This window comes from Lysinibacillus sp. Y5S-8 (assembly GCF_036894365.1).
In the GTDB taxonomy this organism is placed as follows: domain Bacteria; phylum Bacillota; class Bacilli; order Bacillales_A; family Planococcaceae; genus Lysinibacillus; species Lysinibacillus fusiformis_D.
Window position 1 is genome coordinate 3,700,863 of the sequence record NZ_CP145889.1, and the last position, 19,521, is coordinate 3,720,383.

Annotated in this window: 16 protein-coding genes and 1 riboswitch; of the genes, 1 reads left to right on the forward strand and 15 read right to left on the reverse strand. The window is 37.1% G+C overall.

The annotated features are described in order from the left end of the window. Window positions 1–49: 49 nt before the first annotated feature. The 6 genes from V6670_RS18110 to sufC all read right to left on the reverse strand — a co-directional run bounded on the left by V6670_RS18110 (window position 50) and on the right by sufC (window position 6,559). Complete coding sequence (locus tag V6670_RS18110; protein WP_141905615.1) at window positions 50–1,045, reverse strand: ABC transporter substrate-binding protein; 996 nt, start codon at window positions 1,043–1,045, stop codon at window positions 50–52. Window positions 1,046–1,304: 259 nt separating this feature from the next. Continuing rightward, window positions 1,305–2,702, reverse strand: a complete 1,398-nt coding sequence (gene sufB / locus V6670_RS18115) for a Fe-S cluster assembly protein SufB (protein ID WP_036119701.1) — start codon at window positions 2,700–2,702, stop codon at window positions 1,305–1,307. Between the two features lie 101 nt (window positions 2,703–2,803). Beyond that, complete coding sequence (gene sufU / locus V6670_RS18120) at window positions 2,804–3,229, reverse strand: Fe-S cluster assembly sulfur transfer protein SufU (RefSeq protein ID WP_036119698.1); 426 nt, start codon at window positions 3,227–3,229, stop codon at window positions 2,804–2,806. Beyond that, window positions 3,219–4,448, reverse strand: coding sequence for a cysteine desulfurase (locus tag V6670_RS18125; RefSeq protein ID WP_058844830.1), 1,230 nt, complete (start codon window positions 4,446–4,448; stop codon window positions 3,219–3,221). Before V6670_RS18125 ends, sufU begins: the two co-directional genes overlap by 11 nt. After that, on the reverse strand, window positions 4,448–5,755 hold the full coding sequence (gene sufD, locus V6670_RS18130; RefSeq protein ID WP_338651810.1) for a Fe-S cluster assembly protein SufD: 1,308 nt from the start codon (window positions 5,753–5,755) through the stop codon (window positions 4,448–4,450). Before sufD ends, V6670_RS18125 begins: the two co-directional genes overlap by 1 nt. Window positions 5,756–5,773: 18 nt before the next feature. Then, on the reverse strand, window positions 5,774–6,559 hold the full coding sequence (sufC, locus tag V6670_RS18135; protein ID WP_089934132.1) for a Fe-S cluster assembly ATPase SufC: 786 nt from the start codon (window positions 6,557–6,559) through the stop codon (window positions 5,774–5,776). A gap of 520 nt (window positions 6,560–7,079) precedes the next feature. On the opposite strand from sufC, the gene V6670_RS18140 reads away from it, so the two are divergent. Beyond that, on the forward strand, window positions 7,080–7,982 hold the full coding sequence (locus V6670_RS18140) for a LysR family transcriptional regulator (protein ID WP_141905613.1): 903 nt from the start codon (window positions 7,080–7,082) through the stop codon (window positions 7,980–7,982). A 377-nt stretch (window positions 7,983–8,359) separates the two neighbouring features. On the opposite strand, the gene V6670_RS18145 is transcribed toward V6670_RS18140, so the two are convergent. The 9 genes from V6670_RS18145 to V6670_RS18185 form a co-directional block, all read right to left on the reverse strand. Then, window positions 8,360–9,391: a glycosyl hydrolase family 18 protein gene (locus V6670_RS18145; protein WP_338651812.1), complete on the reverse strand. Its 1,032-nt coding sequence runs from the start codon at window positions 9,389–9,391 to the stop codon at window positions 8,360–8,362. Between the two features lie 37 nt (window positions 9,392–9,428). After that, complete coding sequence (locus V6670_RS18150) at window positions 9,429–11,180, reverse strand: polysaccharide deacetylase family protein (RefSeq protein ID WP_338651814.1); 1,752 nt, start codon at window positions 11,178–11,180, stop codon at window positions 9,429–9,431. After that, complete coding sequence (locus tag V6670_RS18155; protein ID WP_141905610.1) at window positions 11,177–13,048, reverse strand: glycosyltransferase family 2 protein; 1,872 nt, start codon at window positions 13,046–13,048, stop codon at window positions 11,177–11,179. The genes V6670_RS18150 and V6670_RS18155 overlap by 4 nt, the downstream gene beginning before the upstream one ends. Further along, entirely contained in the window at window positions 13,045–14,475 is a 1,431-nt protein-coding gene (locus tag V6670_RS18160; protein ID WP_338651815.1) for a polysaccharide deacetylase family protein, read from the reverse strand. The genes V6670_RS18155 and V6670_RS18160 overlap by 4 nt, the downstream gene beginning before the upstream one ends. A gap of 16 nt (window positions 14,476–14,491) precedes the next feature. After that, window positions 14,492–15,817, reverse strand: a complete 1,326-nt coding sequence (locus V6670_RS18165) for a nucleotide sugar dehydrogenase (protein WP_338651816.1) — start codon at window positions 15,815–15,817, stop codon at window positions 14,492–14,494. 530 nt (window positions 15,818–16,347) lie between these two features. Further along, entirely contained in the window at window positions 16,348–17,196 is an 849-nt protein-coding gene (locus V6670_RS18170; RefSeq protein ID WP_141905608.1) for a MetQ/NlpA family ABC transporter substrate-binding protein, read from the reverse strand. Window positions 17,197–17,266: 70 nt separating this feature from the next. Beyond that, window positions 17,267–17,935: a methionine ABC transporter permease gene (locus V6670_RS18175; protein ID WP_338651817.1), complete on the reverse strand. Its 669-nt coding sequence runs from the start codon at window positions 17,933–17,935 to the stop codon at window positions 17,267–17,269. Then, window positions 17,925–18,953, reverse strand: coding sequence for a methionine ABC transporter ATP-binding protein (locus V6670_RS18180; protein WP_141905641.1), 1,029 nt, complete (start codon window positions 18,951–18,953; stop codon window positions 17,925–17,927). Before V6670_RS18180 ends, V6670_RS18175 begins: the two co-directional genes overlap by 11 nt. A gap of 83 nt (window positions 18,954–19,036) precedes the next feature. Next, window positions 19,037–19,140, reverse strand: a riboswitch (SAM riboswitch). A gap of 56 nt (window positions 19,141–19,196) precedes the next feature. Further along, window positions 19,197–19,508 (reverse strand): thioredoxin family protein, encoded by a 312-nt coding sequence (locus V6670_RS18185; protein ID WP_141905606.1) that lies wholly within the window; start codon window positions 19,506–19,508, stop codon window positions 19,197–19,199. Window positions 19,509–19,521 lie beyond the last annotated feature (13 nt).

The window sequence follows — 19,521 nt, forward strand, 5'->3', positions numbered from 1 at the left end:
GCATGAGTCCATATACCCTTGAACTCATGCTACTTAATTGGGCTACCTATTATTTCACAAGATTTTGTTGGATAGCCTCTAAAAACTTAATTCGGCTATAAGCTGGGCCACCTTCCATTAATGGATCAAGTACATTGACAAACACTTGGTCATTTTTAAAGGCATTAATATTTTGGATGATTGGATTGTTTTTAAAGTCTTCTAAAGCATTTGGTGCATCCGCATTTTCATCTGTTGAAAACTGTACAAATAAATAATCAGGGTTCATATCTGCCAGTTGTTCCACAGAAATTGCTTCTTGTGCTTTTGCTTTCGCAACTTCATCAGGCACTGCTAAACCGAGTTCTCCATAAAGAACAGCATTTAAAAATACTTCTTTTGGATAAACATAAGCCTGTCCACCACGAATACGAACAGCAGCTACTTTTTTATCTTGTAGTTTCTCAGTTAACGTCGTTTTAGCAGCTTCAATATCTGCCTTATATGTAGATAAGATTTTCTCTGCATCTGCTTGCTTACCTGTTAATTCAGCTAATAAGTTTAAATTAGACTCCCAGTTCGTCGATATATGTGACACTAAAATAGTAGGAGCAATTTTCTCTAATTTACTTTGTACTTCTTCTGGGAACTTTGTTGAACCTAAAATGACATCAGGATCTAATTCTAATATTTTTTCAAAATTTGGTTTGATTTTCTCACCAATTGATTCTGCTTTGTCTGTTACAGAAGCATATAGCTCAGGGAACTTGCCACCAATAGCAATAGCTCCTACTGGATGAACATCAAGAACAACCATATCCTCCATCGCTTCCATAGCACCTGTTACAACAATTCTTTCGACCTTTTCTGGTACTTCATAGCTTTCACCAAGATATTCAATTGTTCTCGTACCATCTTCATTTGTAGATTCATCTTTTGTTTGCGTTGCTTCTTCTTTTTGCGTATCTGTGGATGTTTCCTCTTCCGCAGCCTTTTTCTCACCACATGCAGCTAGGATCAGCATAAATAATGCGATGACACTAATAAATAGAAACTTCTTTTTCATTGACAATAATCTCCTTTAAATTGTTATCGTTATGACAAACAGCTATGTCATCTGGCATATTGAAGCATTGAACATGAAATTATTTTATCAGCTCCTACTTTTCAATTGATATTGATTCTCATTATCATTTTAGTATGTATTCGTCTAAAAATCCAGTATTATTTTAATATATTACAAAAATCCATTGTCGATCTGATATATCAGATCATAAAAAAGCCCCTAGTCACAAGTTTTACTGTGACTAGGGGTGGTAAGTTAATTACCCGATAGAACCTTCCATCTCGAATTTGATCAGACGGTTCATTTCTACTGCGTATTCCATTGGTAGTTCTTTTGTGAATGGCTCAATGAAGCCCATTACAATCATTTCTGTCGCTTCTTCTTCAGAAATTCCGCGAGACATTAAGTAGAATAATTGCTCTTCAGATACTTTTGAAACTTTTGCTTCATGCTCTAAAGAAACATTATCATTTAAAATCTCGTTGTACGGAATTGTATCAGAAGTCGATTGATTGTCCATGATCAGTGTGTCACATTCGATGTTCGCACGTGCACCACTAGCTTTAGGACCAAAACGAACTTGTCCCATATAAGTTACCTTACCACCTTGTTTAGCAATCGATTTCGATACGATTGTTGAAGATGTGTTTGGTGCCATATGGATCATTTTTGCGCCAGCATGTTGGTGCTGTCCTTTACCTGCTAATGCAATGGATAATGTCATACCACGAGCACCTTCACCTTTCAGGATACATGCTGGGTATTTCATTGTTAACTTAGAACCGATGTTACCATCAATCCATTCCATTGTACCGTTTTCTTCAACAACTGTACGTTTCGTTACAAGATTGTAAACGTTATTCGCCCAGTTTTGAATCGTTGTATAACGGCAATAAGCATCTTTACGTACAACAATTTCTACAACTGCAGAGTGTAAAGAGTTTGTTGTATAAACAGGCGCTGTACAACCTTCAACATAATGTACGTGTGCACCCTCGTCCACGATAATTAATGTACGTTCGAATTGACCCATGTTTTCAGAGTTAATACGGAAGTAAGCTTGTAATGGTGTTTCTACTTTTACACCTGGTGGTACATAGATAAATGATCCACCTGACCATACAGCTGAGTTTAATGCAGCAAATTTATTGTCCGTGTAAGGAATTACTTTGCCCCAATATTGTTTGAAAATATCTTCGTTTTCACGTAAAGCTGAGTCAGTATCTTTGAACACAATACCAAGATCTTCAAGGTCTTTTTTCATGTTGTGATAAACTACCTCAGACTCATATTGTGCTGATACACCAGCAAGATATTTTTGTTCTGCTTCTGGAATACCTAATTTATCAAATGTAGCTTTGATTTCATCAGGCACTTCATCCCATGATCGTTGTGTAGCTTCTGATGGTTTTACGTAGTACGTAATTTCATCAAAATCTAAATCTCCAAGATCGCCACCCCATTGTGGCATTGGTTTTGTATAAAATGTTTCAAGTGCTTTTAAGCGGTACTCAAGCATCCACTCTGGCTCTTGTTTCATATTTGAAATTTCACGGACGATTTCTTCAGTTAAACCACGTTTTGAACGGAAAATTGATACGTCCTTGTCATGGAATCCGTATTTGTAATCGCCGATATCAGGCATTTTTTTAGCCATCGTTTCTCCTCCGTTCACTGAGATGTATTTTCTCCAGGTATTCAACCCTTGTCTTGGATGAAAGCCATGTCGCTTTCATCCAAGCAACAAGGATGTAAGATTTATTTCACGCCTTTTTCCATTGCTTTCCAAGCTAATGTCGCACATTTAATTCGTGCAGGAAATTGTGAAACACCTTGCAGTGCTTCTACATCCTCAAGGTCGTATTTATCGCTATACTCTTCCCCCATCATCATCTTAGAAAAAATATCTGAAAGCTCTATTGCTTCTTCAACCTTTTTCCCTTTGATGAGCTGTGTCATCATCGATGCAGAGGACATGGAAATAGAGCAGCCTTCGCCGTCAAATTTTGCATCCTCTACGATACCGTCAGTCACTTTTAATGTTAAGTGAATGCGGTCGCCACATGTTGGATTGTTCATATCAATCGTTACAGCATCCTCTTCTAAAGATCCTTTATTACGAGGATTTTTATAGTGATCCATAATGACTGAACGATATAGTTGATCTAAATTATTAAAAGACATCTCCAAAATACTCCTTCGCAGAACGTAACCCTGCAACTAAACGGTCAATATCCTCCTCTGTATTGTACAGATAGAAGCTTGCACGCGCTGTTGCTACTTGCTGAAGACATTTCATTAGTGGCTGTGCACAATGATGTCCTGCACGAACAGCAATCCCATTCATGTCAAGCACCGTTGCAACATCATGTGGATGTACATCATCTAAGTTAAATGTCACCAATCCACAACGCTTCATTGGATCACGTGGGCCGAAAATTTTCAAACCGTCAATTGTCTCAAGCTGATCCATTGCGTAGCCTACAAGCTTATGCTCATGTGCTGCAATATTATCTAGCCCAATGTCAGTTAAGAAATCAATAGCGGCACCTAAACCTATTGCACCTGCAATAATAGGCGTTCCACCTTCAAATTTCCACGGTAATTCCTTCCACGTTGAATCATAAAGCCCGACAAAATCAATCATTTCGCCACCAAACTCAATTGGCTCCATCTTTTCAAGGTGTTCCTTTTTACCATATAGTACACCTATTCCAGTTGGTCCGCACATTTTATGCCCTGAGAATCCGAGGAAATCCACATCCAAATCTTGCACATCGATTTTCATATGTGGGGCAGCCTGTGCACCATCGGCTACCATAACCGCACCATTAGCATGTGCAATTTGAGCAATTTCTTTAATTGGATTTATTGTTCCAAGGACGTTTGACGCCATAGATACGGAAACGATTTTTGTTTTAGGTGTGACTGTTGCACGAACTTTCTCCAGACTAATAGTACCATCTGCTTCTAGCTCAATGTATTTCAATGTTGCATTTTTCTCTTTAGCCAGCTGTTGCCAAGGAATAATATTGGAGTGGTGCTCCATATGGGTAATAACAATTTCATCACCCTCTACGACATTAGCACGCCCATAACTTGACGCCACAGTATTTAAAGCCGTTGTTGTGCCACGTGTAAATATAATTTCCTGCGTTGATTGTGCATTGATAAACTTACGAACTTTTTCACGTGCACCTTCATATTTATCTGTTGCACGATTTCCTAATGTATGCACGCCACGGTGAACATTAGAATTATCAAATTCATAATATGCTTTAATTGCTTCAATCACTTGAACAGGTTTTTGAGACGTTGCAGCACTATCAAGATAAACAAGTCTATGACCGTTGACATCCTGATTTAAAATTGGGAAATAGCTTTTAATGTCTTTATTCATCATTAGCGAACTTTCCTTTCAATAACCTCCGTCAGTTGCTTTTGAACGCCCTCAATTGGTAATTGCGTAACAACTGGCGCAAGGAATCCATGGATAACAAGGCGCTCTGCCTCTGCTTTTGAGATACCACGGCTCATTAAATAATAAAGCTGTAATGGATCTACTCGACCAACAGACGCTGCGTGTCCTGCTGTTACATCATCTTCATCAATTAATAAAATTGGGTTTGCATCCCCACGAGCTTTTTCTGACAGCATTAATACACGCGATTCTTGTTGTGCATCTGCTTTTGTCGCACCATGCTCGATATAGCCAATACCGTTAAAGATTGATTGAGCTGCATCTTTCATTACACCATGCTTTAAGATATGCCCGTTAGAGTTTTTACCCCAGTGACGAACCTCCGTAGTGAAGTTAAGTTTTTGTTCTCCACGACCAACTACTACTGTTTTTGTATCTGCATGAGAACCGTCACCAATTAAATGTGTAATGTTTTCAGAGATTGTATCTGAGTCATTCATCAAACCAAGAGCCCAGTCAACTTTTGCATCACGTGCTAAACGTGCACGACGATTTACGTATGTCGTAAAGCCTTTTGCAAGTACATCTACTGCACCATATGTTACTTGTGCATTATCTTGGACAACGACTTCTGCAATAATATTTGCTTGACCTTTTGCCTCTTCAATTGTTGAAATATATGTTTCTACATAAGTTACAGCAGAATTAGCTTCCGCTACTACTAAAACGTGGTTGTATAATGAAGCTTCTGCATTGTCATTTAGGAAAACAACTTGAAGTGGTTGCTCAATGATTACGTTCTTAGGTACGTATACAAACACACCACCATTAACAAGCGCTGTATGAAGTGCTGTTAACTTATGCTCCTCCACTTTAACAGCTTCTGTCATAAAGTATTTTTGAACAAGTTCACCATGTTCACGGACTGCTGTGAAAATATCAGTAAAAATAACACCTTTATCAATAAGTTCTTGTGATGTCTTAATGTACGCTGGTGTATTATTACGTTGAATATATAGGTTTTCTTGTGCTTCAAGGTCAATTAACCCTTTTGCTTCTTCAGGTAGAGCATCCAATGAAGAGAATGCCTCACTATGAACCGCCAATGCTGGGAAATCCAAGAAATCCCATTTTGTAATATTCGTTCTATCTGGTTTTGGCAAATCTAAACCAGTTACTTTGTCTAGTGCTGCCGCGCGAAGTTCTGTAAACCAAGTTGGTTCACCATTTGCTTCTGAGAACGAGCGCACGTCCTGTACTGTTACAGGCAAGTTAAGTTCCACTGTCATGCTAGTTCGTCCTCCTTCTTATGCTTCTTGTTCTTCTGCTTCTTCTTCGATACCTAATTCTTTTTTAATCCAATCATAGCCTTCTGCTTCTAAGCGTTGTGCAAGCTCTGCACCACCAGATTTTACAACACGTCCTTGCATCATTACGTGTACATGATCTGGAGTAATGTAGTTTAATAGACGTTGATAGTGTGTGATCATTAAGCAACCAAAGCCTTCACCGCGCATTGCGTTAATGCCTTTTGATACTACTTTTAATGCATCAATATCAAGTCCAGAGTCAATTTCGTCTAAAATTGCAAATGTTGGTTTAATCATCATTAATTGAAGAATCTCATTACGTTTTTTCTCACCGCCAGAGAAACCTTCATTTAAATAACGTTGAGCCATATCTTCATGCATTTCTAGGAAATCCATATTTTTATCTAATTCACGAATAAATTTCATTAATGAAATTTCATCGCCTTCTTCACGACGTGCATTAATCGCCGAACGTAAGAAATCAGCATTTGTTACACCAGCAATTTCTGATGGATATTGCATTGCTAGGAATAAACCAGCTTGAGCACGCTCGTCCACTTCCATTTCAAGTACATCTTCGCCATCAAGCTCTACAGTACCTGAAGTGACTTCATATTTAGGATGACCCATAATTGCAGAAGCTAGTGTCGATTTACCAGTTCCGTTTGGCCCCATGATTGCGTGAATTTCATTTGTATTAATTGTAAGATTTACGCCTTTTAAAATCTCTTTCCCGTCGATCGCAACGTGAAGATCTTTAATAACTAAAGTTGACATGAAAATACCTCCATAGTGTTCAGTGAATGGGTCAACCATTCCTTAATTATTATCATTCTAATCTTAACTGAAAATCGTTCTCTATGCAAACCATTTCAATTACTTTCCCATTTCTCAAATAAAATATTGAAAAATAAAGGATTTATAAGCATTTTCAGATTATTACTAGTTCAGCTAGACAATGAGAATAGACTTTCTTCATTTTCAATGAAATATCCCTAATTGAGAATAGATTTCATCTAGCTACATAGTGAAAACCCCTTGGAAAGTGTTAATTGTAGCGGTTTTATGACAAATTTGCATAAACAACCATAACTATACTATAACCTATTTCATTAAAATGGAATCAATTAAAAACAAGATATTTTAAGCAAAGTTTCTTCTAGACTTCAATAACCAAATCCATCTCGCAAGATAACATAATATTCTAATTATTATTTCGACATTTACAATCATTTTTCATCTTAAATAATATATAATTAAGGTAAAATCAATCTTATTTTTAGATTAATAGAGGTGAATGTTTGTGGAGTTACGTCAATTACGCTATTTTGTAGAGGTTGCTGAACGGGAGCATATTTCAGAGGCCGCGGAGCATCTTCATGTAGCCCAATCTGCCATCAGTCGGCAAATCGCAAACCTTGAAGATGAATTAGGCACGCCGTTGTTCGAGCGCGTTGGTCGAAATGTGAAATTAACTCCCATTGGGAAAACGTTTCTTGAGCATACCATTACAGCCTTAAAGGCCATTGATTTTGCTGCAAAGCAAGTGGAAGAATATTTGGATCCTGCCAAAGGTTCTATTAAAATTGGCTTTCCAACAAGTTTGGCTAGCTATGTTCTACCTACTGTTATATCCGCCTTTAAACGGGAATATCCTGATTTACAATTCCAACTACGTCAAGGATCTTATCGATTTTTAATTGATGCGGTCAAAAATCGGGAGTTAAACCTAGCCTTTTTGGGACCATTACCCCCAAAGGACGAATCCATTCAGTCCACAATTCTGTTCACTGAGAACATCGCCGCACTACTACCCGCCAATCACCCATTAGCTAAAAGGGAAAGTATTCAGCTAGCAGAGTTGAAAAACGATTTATTTGTCTTATTTCCAGATGGCTATATATTACATAAGGTAGCTATGGATGCTTGCCGTGCTGCAGGCTTCTTACCAAATGTTATTTCAGAGGGTGAGGATTTGGATGCACTGAAAGGTTTAGTAGCTGCTGGTATAGGTGTTAGTCTATTACCTGAAAGCTCTTTATATGATTCAGCTGCACGATTTACCATCAAGGTTCCAATTGAATCACCCACAATACCTAGAACTGTTGGCATTATCTCACCCGTAAATCGAGAAATCGCACCATCTGAAGCAATCTTTTTAGATTTTGTGAAACATTTCTTTTCTCGTCTTTCCCAATTCCAATAAAAAAGACGATGTCAATAGCAGAGAAAGACTTTTTGGCAAGGTGAGAGGTTGATTTCCGTTCCGCCAGCATCCTTTCCAAGGGGCATCCAATGAGCCGCTAATCCCTAGGAGTGATGCTGGTTCTACTCCAATCAACCATCATTTTATTTGTGCAACCTCTGCTAAAAAGATATCACTCTGCGGATGAGAGTGGCAGACTACTTGACTCCCGTAGGATAGCGTGACAGGGGGCAACTGCTTTTATTCTGCACAAAAGCGGCAAGCAAGTTTCCTAAAACGAAAAGCCCTTTTCACCTTTCACCAAAAGTCTATTGTTTGTTTTGTTTTTCAATACTATGAAAAAAATCGCCTTTTCAGGCGATTTTTTTGCATGAATGCTATTCAATTGATTGCTCACTGATCCATTGTAAAGTTCTTGCACCTAAGCCTCCAGCACGCCATAGCACCACGTCATGATAGCTTCTTTTTTGTATATAGTTTACCCATTTTTCAAGTGTTTCTTGATCTGCATACCAAACCTCATGACTGACATCGTCATCATCTACATACGTAAAATAAACGGCCCCACTCGCCTTATCACGCTGCTTCACTGCATTCGTTTCAGCTAATAGTTGTTCAGCCTCAAGCTCTGTTAAAGCAACAATTTGACCTTCGGCTACCCAATCAAAGCCTCCTGTAGCAAAGGCAATCGCTAAATCCTGATTGGACTTCTTCACTTTTTTCACTAAATCATTGAGAAAAGAGTAAGTGGCCTTCGCACCTGGACCACTATGATAGCCATGAACATTATAGGCCATGACAGTATAGATTGGTCCATTTGGCAATTTCATATTAAATGGAAAACTTGGCTCTAGAACGACATGTAATGTCACATCCTTTTTTGAAAGAGCTTTGTACAGCTCTTTTAAAAAAAGAATGTAGTTTCGAAGGTCTTTCTGTGCTACCTTTTCATAATCAATCTCAATGCCACTCACTTGGTATTGATCGACTACTTGCAAAATATTATTGATATGCTTTTGCCTCGCAGAAGAATCCTGCACGAGTCTATGCAAAAGCGTACTGTCCTTTTGAACAGAAGGGGCATTATCTGTTACATAATCATTGATAAGCGTTAGGATTACAGGATGGGAATCATTAAATTGTTGCTGCGTTTGTTGTAGCATGTCAATCGCATTTTCAGTTAATAATAGTTCATCTTTGCTATTAAAATAAGCACCGAAAACCCGTATATCTTGTAATCCATCTAGAGACTTTTTCACATCCTCCATCGCAGATTTATTTTGCCATTCTGGTAACCAGATGGACAATCGAAGCTTCTCCTTGTCCTTTATTCCTACCTTTGCTTCAGCTGGTGGCTCTTTACTATTACTACAAGCAGTGATAAATAGTAGTGCTATACATATAAACAATACAAAGTTCTTCACTTGAATCAAATTTCACCCCGATTTAGAAGGTTTCAATAAAGAAATCCACAACCTGATTAAACATGGTGATGGTTTTATGCTTCACCTTCTCAAAATTCGTATATTGGTTCGTAAATATAGTTTGATCTTTACTGTCTGTAATCAATATATCCTCTATCAATGTATCGTAAATATCATCTGCATACTGTTCATGTGAAGTATCCTTTTTACTGTACAATGCACCAAATCCAATTTGTGACCCTTGTAACAATGGATTTATTTGAACGGTCTCGGATAATACATTATCAACATCTATTTCTATTTTATCCTTATTCACGGTAATGTTAAATACTCTTTTTTTCGTTAAGTTTCTTGGGTATTCTTTGTCATTAATCCGTGACCCATTTTGTGTATCTTGATAGGAATAAACGGTCGCTTTGTTAAAGGCATATTCCTCTTCATTCCATTTTATTTCATTTAACTGAAAACGCTGCTTTTCAACAATTCCTGCTCCTGGTAATTTTTCGCTAATCACAATCTCATTATCTACTAATGCAACTCGCAAATAGCTATTCGTTTTTTCATCGTAATTAATATAGAAGGCTTGCTGACCCACAACATTTCCCTTAAAAGTAAAATGCGCCTGATAGTTTTCGGGTAAGGCTTCCTTAAAGAGAATTCTCCCTTCACTTGATGGTGCTGATGTTAACGTAACTTCATTGTTTTCAAATTCAGCAGCACCGTTCATTACATCCCACTTCTGTGCTAATGAAAGATCCCCTATTTTGAATTCAACATTTTGTTTACTAGCTTGACGGATTTTCATCATGACATGATTGGTTGACCAATAGGGGGAGACTTGCAAGCGATTTAAATTATACAAATCTGCCTCTCGATCATTATAGGCACCTAACTCTAAATTGAAGTGCATACGAAACTTGTCTTTAATTTCCTTATCATTGACATGCTGAACAAGTGGGTCCATATTGTTATAGAGTGAGTTGGCATGCATAATTGCATAGGCTTTCGGCACTTCGTCAAACTCCTGTTGATAGATTTCCTCCATCAGTGTGTAATCCTTGCGAATGCGTTTTTCCATCTCTAGTCGTGTTTCACTTGGAATCATATATTGATTCCGAATAAAATCCATTAAATAGTGGTTATAGTATTCTATCGTTGTTTTATTTGGTACATTATTTTCATCAATCACACCAAGAGACTGTCCCTTATCATTAAAAATATTAATATAGGTTAGCCTATACCCATTAGATCCTAGCTCCCAATAACCGCTTCGTTCCATTAGCTTTAAATCTTTAGGCTTTAAAAATTTATTGTCTCGAGTATCCATTTTATTAGCATACGTAAACATCGTCGCCTTATAATTTAATTTTTCCATAATATTTTGAGCAAAAATACTAGAGTCTGTTCGTCCATCCTCAAACGATAAATACAATGCTTTTTTTGGCAATGGTTTATCTTTTTGATAAAAATCTAAAATGTCCTGTTGCGTAATGGTTTGATAACCTTGCTTTTCTAGCAATGTTAATTGTTCTTCTAAATTCTTTTTGGACACATATTTTGGTGAATCATTTCTACTCACACCGAAATAGGAAAGGGCAATAAAGCCCTCTTTATTGTTTAATGGTTCCGTGTCAGCCGTTCGTTTCTCTGTTAGAAATACAGCTTTTATTAAAATAACAGCTAACAAAACTACAATGATTAATTGCACGATCGAACGGATGATTTTTCGACGATTTTTTTTTGCTGGCTGGAGTTCTATATTTTTCTCATTCATTCCTTCTCACCCATTTTTCTAATTTTTAACATCGAAAATCGGGATTTTCGTAATTTTTGCTTTTCCATTTTCTTTTCTTTCGCGAGAATGTCCTGAGGTGTCTCCCTTGTCCCCCATGTAGATTTCCAAAACGTCACCCAAGCAACTGGCATCTGCCAAAGCAAAATAAATTCATAATAGAGAACAAAGATAAAGCCAAATCCCCATAATTTACTTTTTCTAAAGAATAAATGAGCCAAACTCATTAACATGGCCATTAGTAATAAACCAATTAAAAAAGTCGTTGGAAAAATACCATACATCAGTGGTACATAAATTAAGTTATAAACAACGACAATAGGTGCAGCAATCGGCACAATTAAACCAATGATGAAGAAAAGGAACATGAACGGTTCTTTTTTCCACATAAATAAAAATGCTCGTAATGATTCTCTTAGCCAAGAGCGTTTCCATCTCATTTGCTGTGATAAAAAAACTTTTGTGTCAGAGGGTACGATCGTTGAGCAGATGGCATTGTCCTGATAACCTGTTCGATGCGTTTTCAAAATATAGTTAGTCATACTGCGATCATCACCAAATGTCGCTGGCTGACCAAGAAATTTTTGATTGAGCCAGGCCTTTTCATTTTTTAAAATAAGCTCTTTTCGATAACATGCTAATGGCCCAGATAAGCAAGTAACCGTATCAAACCATGATTCAGCTGCTTTCATAATGCGGAAGGCGATATAATAACGGACCGTTTGTAATTTCGTTAGAGCATTCGTAAATTTATTTTCAACCTCAGTTCGGCCAGCTACACCGCCCATTTTAGGATCTTGAAATGGCTGTACTAAATTGCGGATTGCATGTGGCTCTAAAAAGCTATCTGAATCCACAAAAACAACTAAATCATGCTTTGCTTGATGAACACCAGCTACTAACGCTTCCCGTTTCCCTCCATTTTGTGGCAGCTTATAAAACTGTAAGCGATCATTTGTCCTAAAACGCTCGCCCTCATGATGAATAAGGTCAATCATGTCCTTTGCCTTTTCTTCCGTACGATCTGTTGAACAATCATCCACAACAATGACTTCTAATTTATCTACTGGATAATATTGATTGATACAGCTTGAAATTGTACGATGAATCCATTCTTCCTCATTAAACACGGGGATAATAATCGATACACCTGGTTCAAACTTCGGATTGATTGGTACATTCTTATAGAAAATCCCAAATATATATCTACTTAGTAGAAACGTAGCCGCAATAATACTATATAAATATAAAAATTTATTAAACCTAAAGTAAATCACACTTTCGGCCCGCATTAACATGACAATAAGTGATACGACCAATAAAAATAAACTGGCCATAAAAATAGAAATGCCCCAACGTTTTTTTGTCATGTATTCATTCAAAGGCTGTAAAAATTCACAGGCAACGTAATACCGGATTTGTCCATCTACCTCTTTCGTAAAAAGACGTTTAACCTTAGCCTTTAACTTTACTTTAGCTTCATAGCCCTCAGGCATCGCTCCACCTGGTATTGTAAAATTCATTGTTAGTATTTCATCGATGAGTAAATGATAGGGCTTATTCGTGTAAACAAGGATACCTGTTACTGAAATATCCTCCGCATAGTATTTGTCTGAACTCACTTGACGTCGTGCTCGTTTAATTTGCACCTCAAAATGAGTTTCATAGCGCAAGCTTAGTTGTTGGAGCCGATAAATTTCATTCACATCGGCAGGATCAATTTCATCTTTCTGGTAGGATGCTCCACGCCGATTGACAAGGCTCCGTACATTTTCGGGATCAGGAATATTTGATAAAATCCGACGATCAGAGCGTGGTATGGTTAAAACCTCTTTTTTCGTTTTCATCATTCATTCACATCCCTATTTGAATCTTCTTCAATCCAAGTCGACATTTTACTAAAGCTGTAACCATCTTGTTGCAGCTTTTCAATGATGAGTGGCAGTGCTTCTACCGTATTAGTTCCATCTAAAATGTGCATGACAATGACCTTTCCTGGCCCGACCCTAGACATCACTCGATCATAAATGTCTTGTGCTGTATACTCTAAATTCCAATCAAAAGAAGCTATATCATACATAGCAATCGTTTTAATGCCCGCAGCAGTGATGATTTTGGCTGTTCGCTCATCCATTATGCCTTGTGCTGGTCTAAAATAGAGTAGAGGTGGCTCTTGTAGCGCATAGGTCAAAGCCTTATGTGCTTTTACTAAATCGTCCTGTAAATCTTCGGGTGTCATTTTCGTAACATCTAGATGGTAATAGGAGTGACTAGCTACCTCATGACCTTCCTCTACAATCATCTTTGCTAATTGTGGATTTTTCTCCACGCCACTACCGATTAAGAAAAAAGTACTTTTGATTTCATATTTACGTAAAATATCCAACACTTCTTTTACTCTTTTTTCATGTGCCCAGTCATCAAAAGTAATTGCAATCTCCTTTTTAGTCGTCTCTTTCCGATAATATAAATTCGGCTTGACCTGCTCATAATTTAAATTGGGGCTAACAGCATCATAACCAGCTATCTCTTCTACAGACTTTGTTAAATAGCGCTCATCTAATAAATCACTTAAAGTAGTAAAGGTATACTCCCGTTCATTAGCTAATTGGGCTAATAAAGGAATGGCATCCATAATAGCAGGGTTAATGTATGTGTTGAGATGAATAATAGAGCCCCTATCAATATATTGGCCGATATAGTCGATCAATTCCTGAGCACTTTGCATTTTTCGATCAAGTGGATTAATAGATAATCCAATAACGGCCTTCATATTTAGTGCCGCTGCTGCTAAGCGCATATTATCGGTAACATCACCTGAGCGACTGCGAACAAATTGCGGTGTATAACCTAAATGCTCTTTAAAAATTTGATTGGTTAAAACGATTTCTTCATACGTTTGGTCATAATCTAAAGTTGATACATCTGGAAATGTCAATGTGCCATTTTGCACCTCATGTCCCTTTTTTAATATTTCTTTAACAAGCTCTGGCTCCTGAGCAACACGCATCCCCTCTAGAAAAAAGGTTGCTTTCATATTCGATTCATCTAATTTTGTCAGTAGTAACTCCATCGTTTCATTATCTGCGAAGCCATTAAATGTTAAGGCAACCTTTGGCACAACTATATTGGCATGACTGATTAAGTCACTCATAGTACCATCAGATTTTTTGACGTCTATGGTAGAATCAACTGGGTGAATCGTTTCTTTAGGAGCAGATTGACAGCCTGCTAACAACAGCAGAATGAGCAGACCACATAGTTTAAGTTGTTTCATTTCCCATGAATTCTCCTTATAATTTGTAATAATTTTTATTTTTAAACAGAAAATGGGTATTTCGCGTATCAAAAATTAAAGAAGCCTGTTGATCAATTAAAGAGTAATCAATATCTGAATGATTCGTTAAAATTAATACTGCGTCTGCCTGTTGGATTATTTCTACTGTTAATAGGTCCGTCTTGACAAGAGCTTGCTCTACAGAAAAAGATTCAATAAAAGGATCGATAATCTTTAACTGACACTGATTATCTAGTAGTTGTTGAATAACACGAAGTGCTGGAGATTCACGTGAATCATTTATATTGGGCTTATAAGTAACGCCAATGACAACAATGTTTGCCTTACACAGCTCTTTACTTTGTAGACGTAAGTAGTTTTCTAGTCTGTTTACAACAAAATGGGGCATGGAATCATTGACTTTATCTGCCGCTTCAATTAGCGTTGCTGAGATTCCGTGTTGTTGTCCTGCCCATAATAAGTATTTAGGATCGACTGGAATACAATGCCCTCCTACTCCTGGTCCAGGTGTAAATGGCATAAAACCATATGGCTTTGTAGAAGCTGCATGAATGACTTCCCAAATATCGATATCCATTTTGTAGCAAATCTGACTTAACTCATTGACAAGGGCAATATTAATTTGACGAAATGTATTTTCCAGCAATTTCTCCATCTCAGCCACTCTTGGGCTTGAAACAGGACAAACATTGGTATGAATGACTGTTTCATAAAAGACCTTTGATACCTCTAAGCATGCTGCAGTTATTCCGCCAACCACTTTAGGCGTATTCGATACGGAAAAGTTGATATTTCCTGGATCCACACGTTCTGGTGAATAGGCTAAAAATAAATTTTGACCAATCGCAAAACCATAATCTTTTAAAATAGGCTGGACAATTTCTTCTGTTGTCCCAGGATACGTTGTACTTTCAAGAATAACTAACCCATTCGTCTTTATATATTGTCCGATGGTATGTGTTGCCTCTTTTATATATGAAATATCGGGAGTTCCTTCTGTAGAAGTAGGTGTAGGCACACAAATCATAACGACATCCACTTGTGAAAGCTTAGAAAAATCATTCGTTGGCTCAAATTGATTACTCTTTATCATTTGCTGTATATTTTCTTTAGGTAGATCAGCGATATAACTATGACCATTTTGTAACTGCATGATTTTATCTTGGTTTTTATCAAAGCCTATCACCTGAAACCCACTTCGAACCATTTCCACTGCAAATGGTAACCCTACATAGCCAAGCCCAATAACCCCAATTGTAGCTTTTTTTGTGTGGATTTTTTTTAATAAAGCTTTGCTTAATGATGTCGTTTCAATTGTCATAAAAAATTACTCCTTTATCTAATCTAGTAGTCCATTGTCATCGTTCTTTTCGTTACAGCGTCATTTGACCAGAGTTATTCATCGCAAGCATTCTGCAAAGTAATTTGTCACTTCTCATCATCGTACTGTACAGACTCCTTTCATCGCTACATACTTACGTATGATTTTTCTAGTCAAAATAGATTAAAAAAATAAATTTAACTCAAAAAAACTTCATCAACATTTATATAGTACTAATTATAACTAAACAATTTCTAAACAATTATAAAATATACTCATAAACACCTACATTTTATGTAATTTAATAATATTTGTGCAATAATGTTCATCCTATTTAACAAATAATTTCAGAATTACTTTCTAACTCTAAAATAATTTGATTAAAAACAACACTGATTGATGTTAATAGTTGATAAATCAACTTTTTAATAATTGCAATAAAAATAGCCCCCTCAAGTATCATTAATGAGCGATACTTGAGGAGGCTAATAAAAAAGTAAGTGAGTTAGATCACTCACTTACCCTTTGAATTATTGTACTGGTACTACTGCACCTTTCCATTCTTCTAAAATGAAGTCTTGGATTTCTTTAGAAGTTAATACTTCTAATAATTTTTTAATTTCTGGTCTTGTTTCGTCGCCTGCACGTACTGCGATGATATTCACATATGGAGATTCTTTGTCTTCAAGAGAAATAGCATCTTCGATTGGATTTAAACCATTATCGATCGCAAAGTTAGAGTTGATAAGTACTGCATCGCCCTCATCATTTTCATACATTTGTACAAGCATTTCTGGTGCAGTATTCGCATCGAATTTAAAGTTTTTAGGATTTTCTTCAATATCCTTTATTTCTGCTGCCGTTTTATCAATACCTTCTTTTAATTTAATTAAGCCTTTAGCTTCCAGTAATGATAGCATACGACCGTGGTCTGATACTGAGTTAGAAAGTAAGATTGTTGCGCCTTCAGGCAGATCTTCTAAAGTTTTATATTTTTTTGAGTAAATACCGATTGGTTCAATATGAACGCCACCAGCATTTACGAAATCATAGCCATTATCTTTAATTTGTAGCTCTAAATATGGAATATGTTGGAAAAAGTTTGCATCAAGTGTTTTTGAATCTAGATCTTGGTTTGGAAGAACATAATCCGTATAAGTTTCAATTTCAAGATCAATGCCTTCTTTAGCTAAAATTGGTTTTGCTTTATCTAGGATGACTGCGTGTGGTGTATTAGAAGCACCTACTTTTAATGTTACGTTGTCTTTACTATCTGTTTGATCAGATGCTGAATTGGCATCTTCTTTTTTATCTGTACCACAAGCTGCTAATGCTAGTACAAGTATAGATAAAAATAATCCTGCTAATAACTTTTTCATTTATGACACTCCCTTTTATTTGTTTCAAATATGTTAGCGGTTAGAACCGGATTAACCTCTTTTAGTCTTACTAACGTTTATCGATCTTCACCGTTATTAGATCACCAATCCATTGAATGATAAATACAACTACTAAGATCAAAATAGTTGCCATTAATGTCACATCTTGGCGATTTCGTTGGAAGCCGTCTAGGAAAGCTAAGTTACCAAGACCACCTGCACCGATAATCCCTGCCATTGCAGTATAACCAACGAGGGCAACAGCCGTTACAGTAATTCCTGAAATTAGTGCTGGTAAAGATTCAGGGATCAGTACTTTCCAAATGATTGTGGATGTTTTTGCCCCCATTGAACGGGCTGCTTCAATGACACCTTTATCTATTTCACGTAACGCAATTAATACCATACGAGCGTAGAACGGGGCTGCACCGATAATTAGAGCAGGTAATGCCGCATTTGCTCCCCGAATCGTACCAAGTAAGAATTTCGTAAATGGAATTAATAAAATAATTAACACGATAAATGGGATGGAGCGGAAAATATTAACGATTGAACCCGTTAAAAAGTTAACCATTTTATTAGCCCATAGCTGATTAGGGCTTGTTAAAAATAGAACGATCCCAATGACTAACCCAAGAATAAATGTGACAACTGTAGAAATTGCTGTCATGTACAATGTTTCATACATAGCTTGCCACATATTTTCCCAGTCTACGTTTGGAAAAAGATTAGTTACCATTTGCGATCACCTCCGTTTGTACTTCGACTGTATTTAAATAACGAAGGGCTTCAGCCACATTTGTCTTCGAGCCATCAATTTGCACAATCAGTGTACCGTATGCACCGTTTTTCGTTTGCGAAATATTACCATGAACAATGCTTACTTCTACATCAAATTGTTTCACAAGATGTGAGATAACCGGCTGTTCGGTCTTTTCACCAACAAAAATCAGTTTAACAAGTTGTCCAGTTGGATAATTTGTTTTGATTTGTGCCACCGTATCCTGTGTTTCCTTTGTATCCGTAATCTGAGATACGAATTTTTTAGTAATAGCCGCTTGTGGTGCTTGGAAAACTTGCAATACCTCACCACGTTCCACTATTTCGCCTGCCTCCATGACCGCTACACGATGACAAATTTTGCGGATGACATGCATTTCATGGGTAATCAAAACGATTGTTAAGCCTAAACGTTCATTGATATCAACGAGTAAATCAAGAATGGCATCCGTCGTTTCAGGATCGAGTGCGGAAGTCGCCTCATCACATAGTAAAACCTCTGGATTATTCGCTAATGCACGGGCAATCCCTACACGCTGCTTTTGTCCACCAGAAAGCTGGGATGGATATGCTCTGTCACGTCCCTCTAGACCAACAAGTGCAATTAATTCCTTCACTCGTGCTTCACGTTGAGCCTTTGAAACACCTGCTATTTCTAGTGGAAATGCAATATTTTCGGCAACTGTTCTAGACCAAAGTAAATTGAAATGTTGGAAAATCATACTTACCTTTTGTCTAGCTGCTCTAAGCTTTTGCCCTTTAATCGATGAAAACTCTTGACTGTTCACCGTTACTGTTCCTGTTGTCGGTTTCTCTAAACCGTTTAATAAACGAATCATGGTACTCTTACCAGCGCCACTATAGCCGATAATGCCAAAAATTTCACCTTTATTGATGGTAAGGTTGACGTCTTTGACTGCCGTTAATTCGCCATTTGCTGTTTTGTACTTCTTCGTAATATTTTGAAGCTGGATCATAGCGAATACTCCTTTTCTCATATAGAAAACCCCTTCACTCACAGACAAGTAGAAGGGGTCACGTATAATAACGTTAAACCGTTCTCTCATCTTTCAAAGAAAAATCTTTGAGTGATTTGGCACCTTTTCACTTTGTGATGGTTGCCGGGCTTCATAGGGCACTTCCCTCCGCCACTCTTTATAAGAGTTCGATATATTTAATGTTTTAGTAATATATTTGATACTTTACCACGCTAGTAAAGTTCAGTCAATTGATTTTTTTAACAATTCGTATAAAAATGGTACGGATTGAAAAGCATAAATCTTATCTGTCACTTTTCCGCCATCACTAACAAGTAAACACGGAACACTTTCAATTTGATGCTCAACAGCAACATGCTCTAAAAAATTTATATTCGCTTTACCTATTGGTAGCTGTGGCAATAATTGTTCAATAATGGACATCATTTTAGATGCCACTGCACACGTTCCACACATCGGTGTATATAAATAAAACGCAGCTTTCTGTCCAGACTGTTTAGCCGTTTCCCACTGCTCTTTTGACCATTCTTCCATTTCCTCACGCAAC

Bases quoted from the DNA above. Each gene is read 5' to 3' on its own strand.
- V6670_RS18110 (WP_141905615.1), bottom strand. From the start codon at position 1,045: ATGAAAAAGAAGTTTCTATTTATTAGTGTCATCGCATTATTTATGCTG.
- sufB (WP_036119701.1), bottom strand. From the start codon at position 2,702: ATGGCTAAAAAAATGCCTGATATCGGCGATTACAAATACGGATTCCAT.
- sufU (WP_036119698.1), bottom strand. From the start codon at position 3,229: ATGTCTTTTAATAATTTAGATCAACTATATCGTTCAGTCATTATGGAT.
- V6670_RS18125 (WP_058844830.1), bottom strand. From the start codon at position 4,448: ATGATGAATAAAGACATTAAAAGCTATTTCCCAATTTTAAATCAGGAT.
- sufD (WP_338651810.1), bottom strand. From the start codon at position 5,755: ATGACAGTGGAACTTAACTTGCCTGTAACAGTACAGGACGTGCGCTCG.
- V6670_RS18150 (WP_338651814.1), bottom strand. From the start codon at position 11,180: ATGAATGAGAAAAATATAGAACTCCAGCCAGCAAAAAAAAATCGTCGA.
- V6670_RS18155 (WP_141905610.1), bottom strand. From the start codon at position 13,048: ATGATGAAAACGAAAAAAGAGGTTTTAACCATACCACGCTCTGATCGT.
- V6670_RS18160 (WP_338651815.1), bottom strand. From the start codon at position 14,475: ATGAAACAACTTAAACTATGTGGTCTGCTCATTCTGCTGTTGTTAGCA.
- V6670_RS18165 (WP_338651816.1), bottom strand. From the start codon at position 15,817: ATGACAATTGAAACGACATCATTAAGCAAAGCTTTATTAAAAAAAATC.
- V6670_RS18170 (WP_141905608.1), bottom strand. From the start codon at position 17,196: ATGAAAAAGTTATTAGCAGGATTATTTTTATCTATACTTGTACTAGCA.
- V6670_RS18175 (WP_338651817.1), bottom strand. From the start codon at position 17,935: ATGGTAACTAATCTTTTTCCAAACGTAGACTGGGAAAATATGTGGCAA.
- V6670_RS18180 (WP_141905641.1), bottom strand. From the start codon at position 18,953: ATGATCCAGCTTCAAAATATTACGAAGAAGTACAAAACAGCAAATGGC.
- V6670_RS18185 (WP_141905606.1), bottom strand. From the start codon at position 19,508: ATGGAAGAATGGTCAAAAGAGCAGTGGGAAACGGCTAAACAGTCTGGA.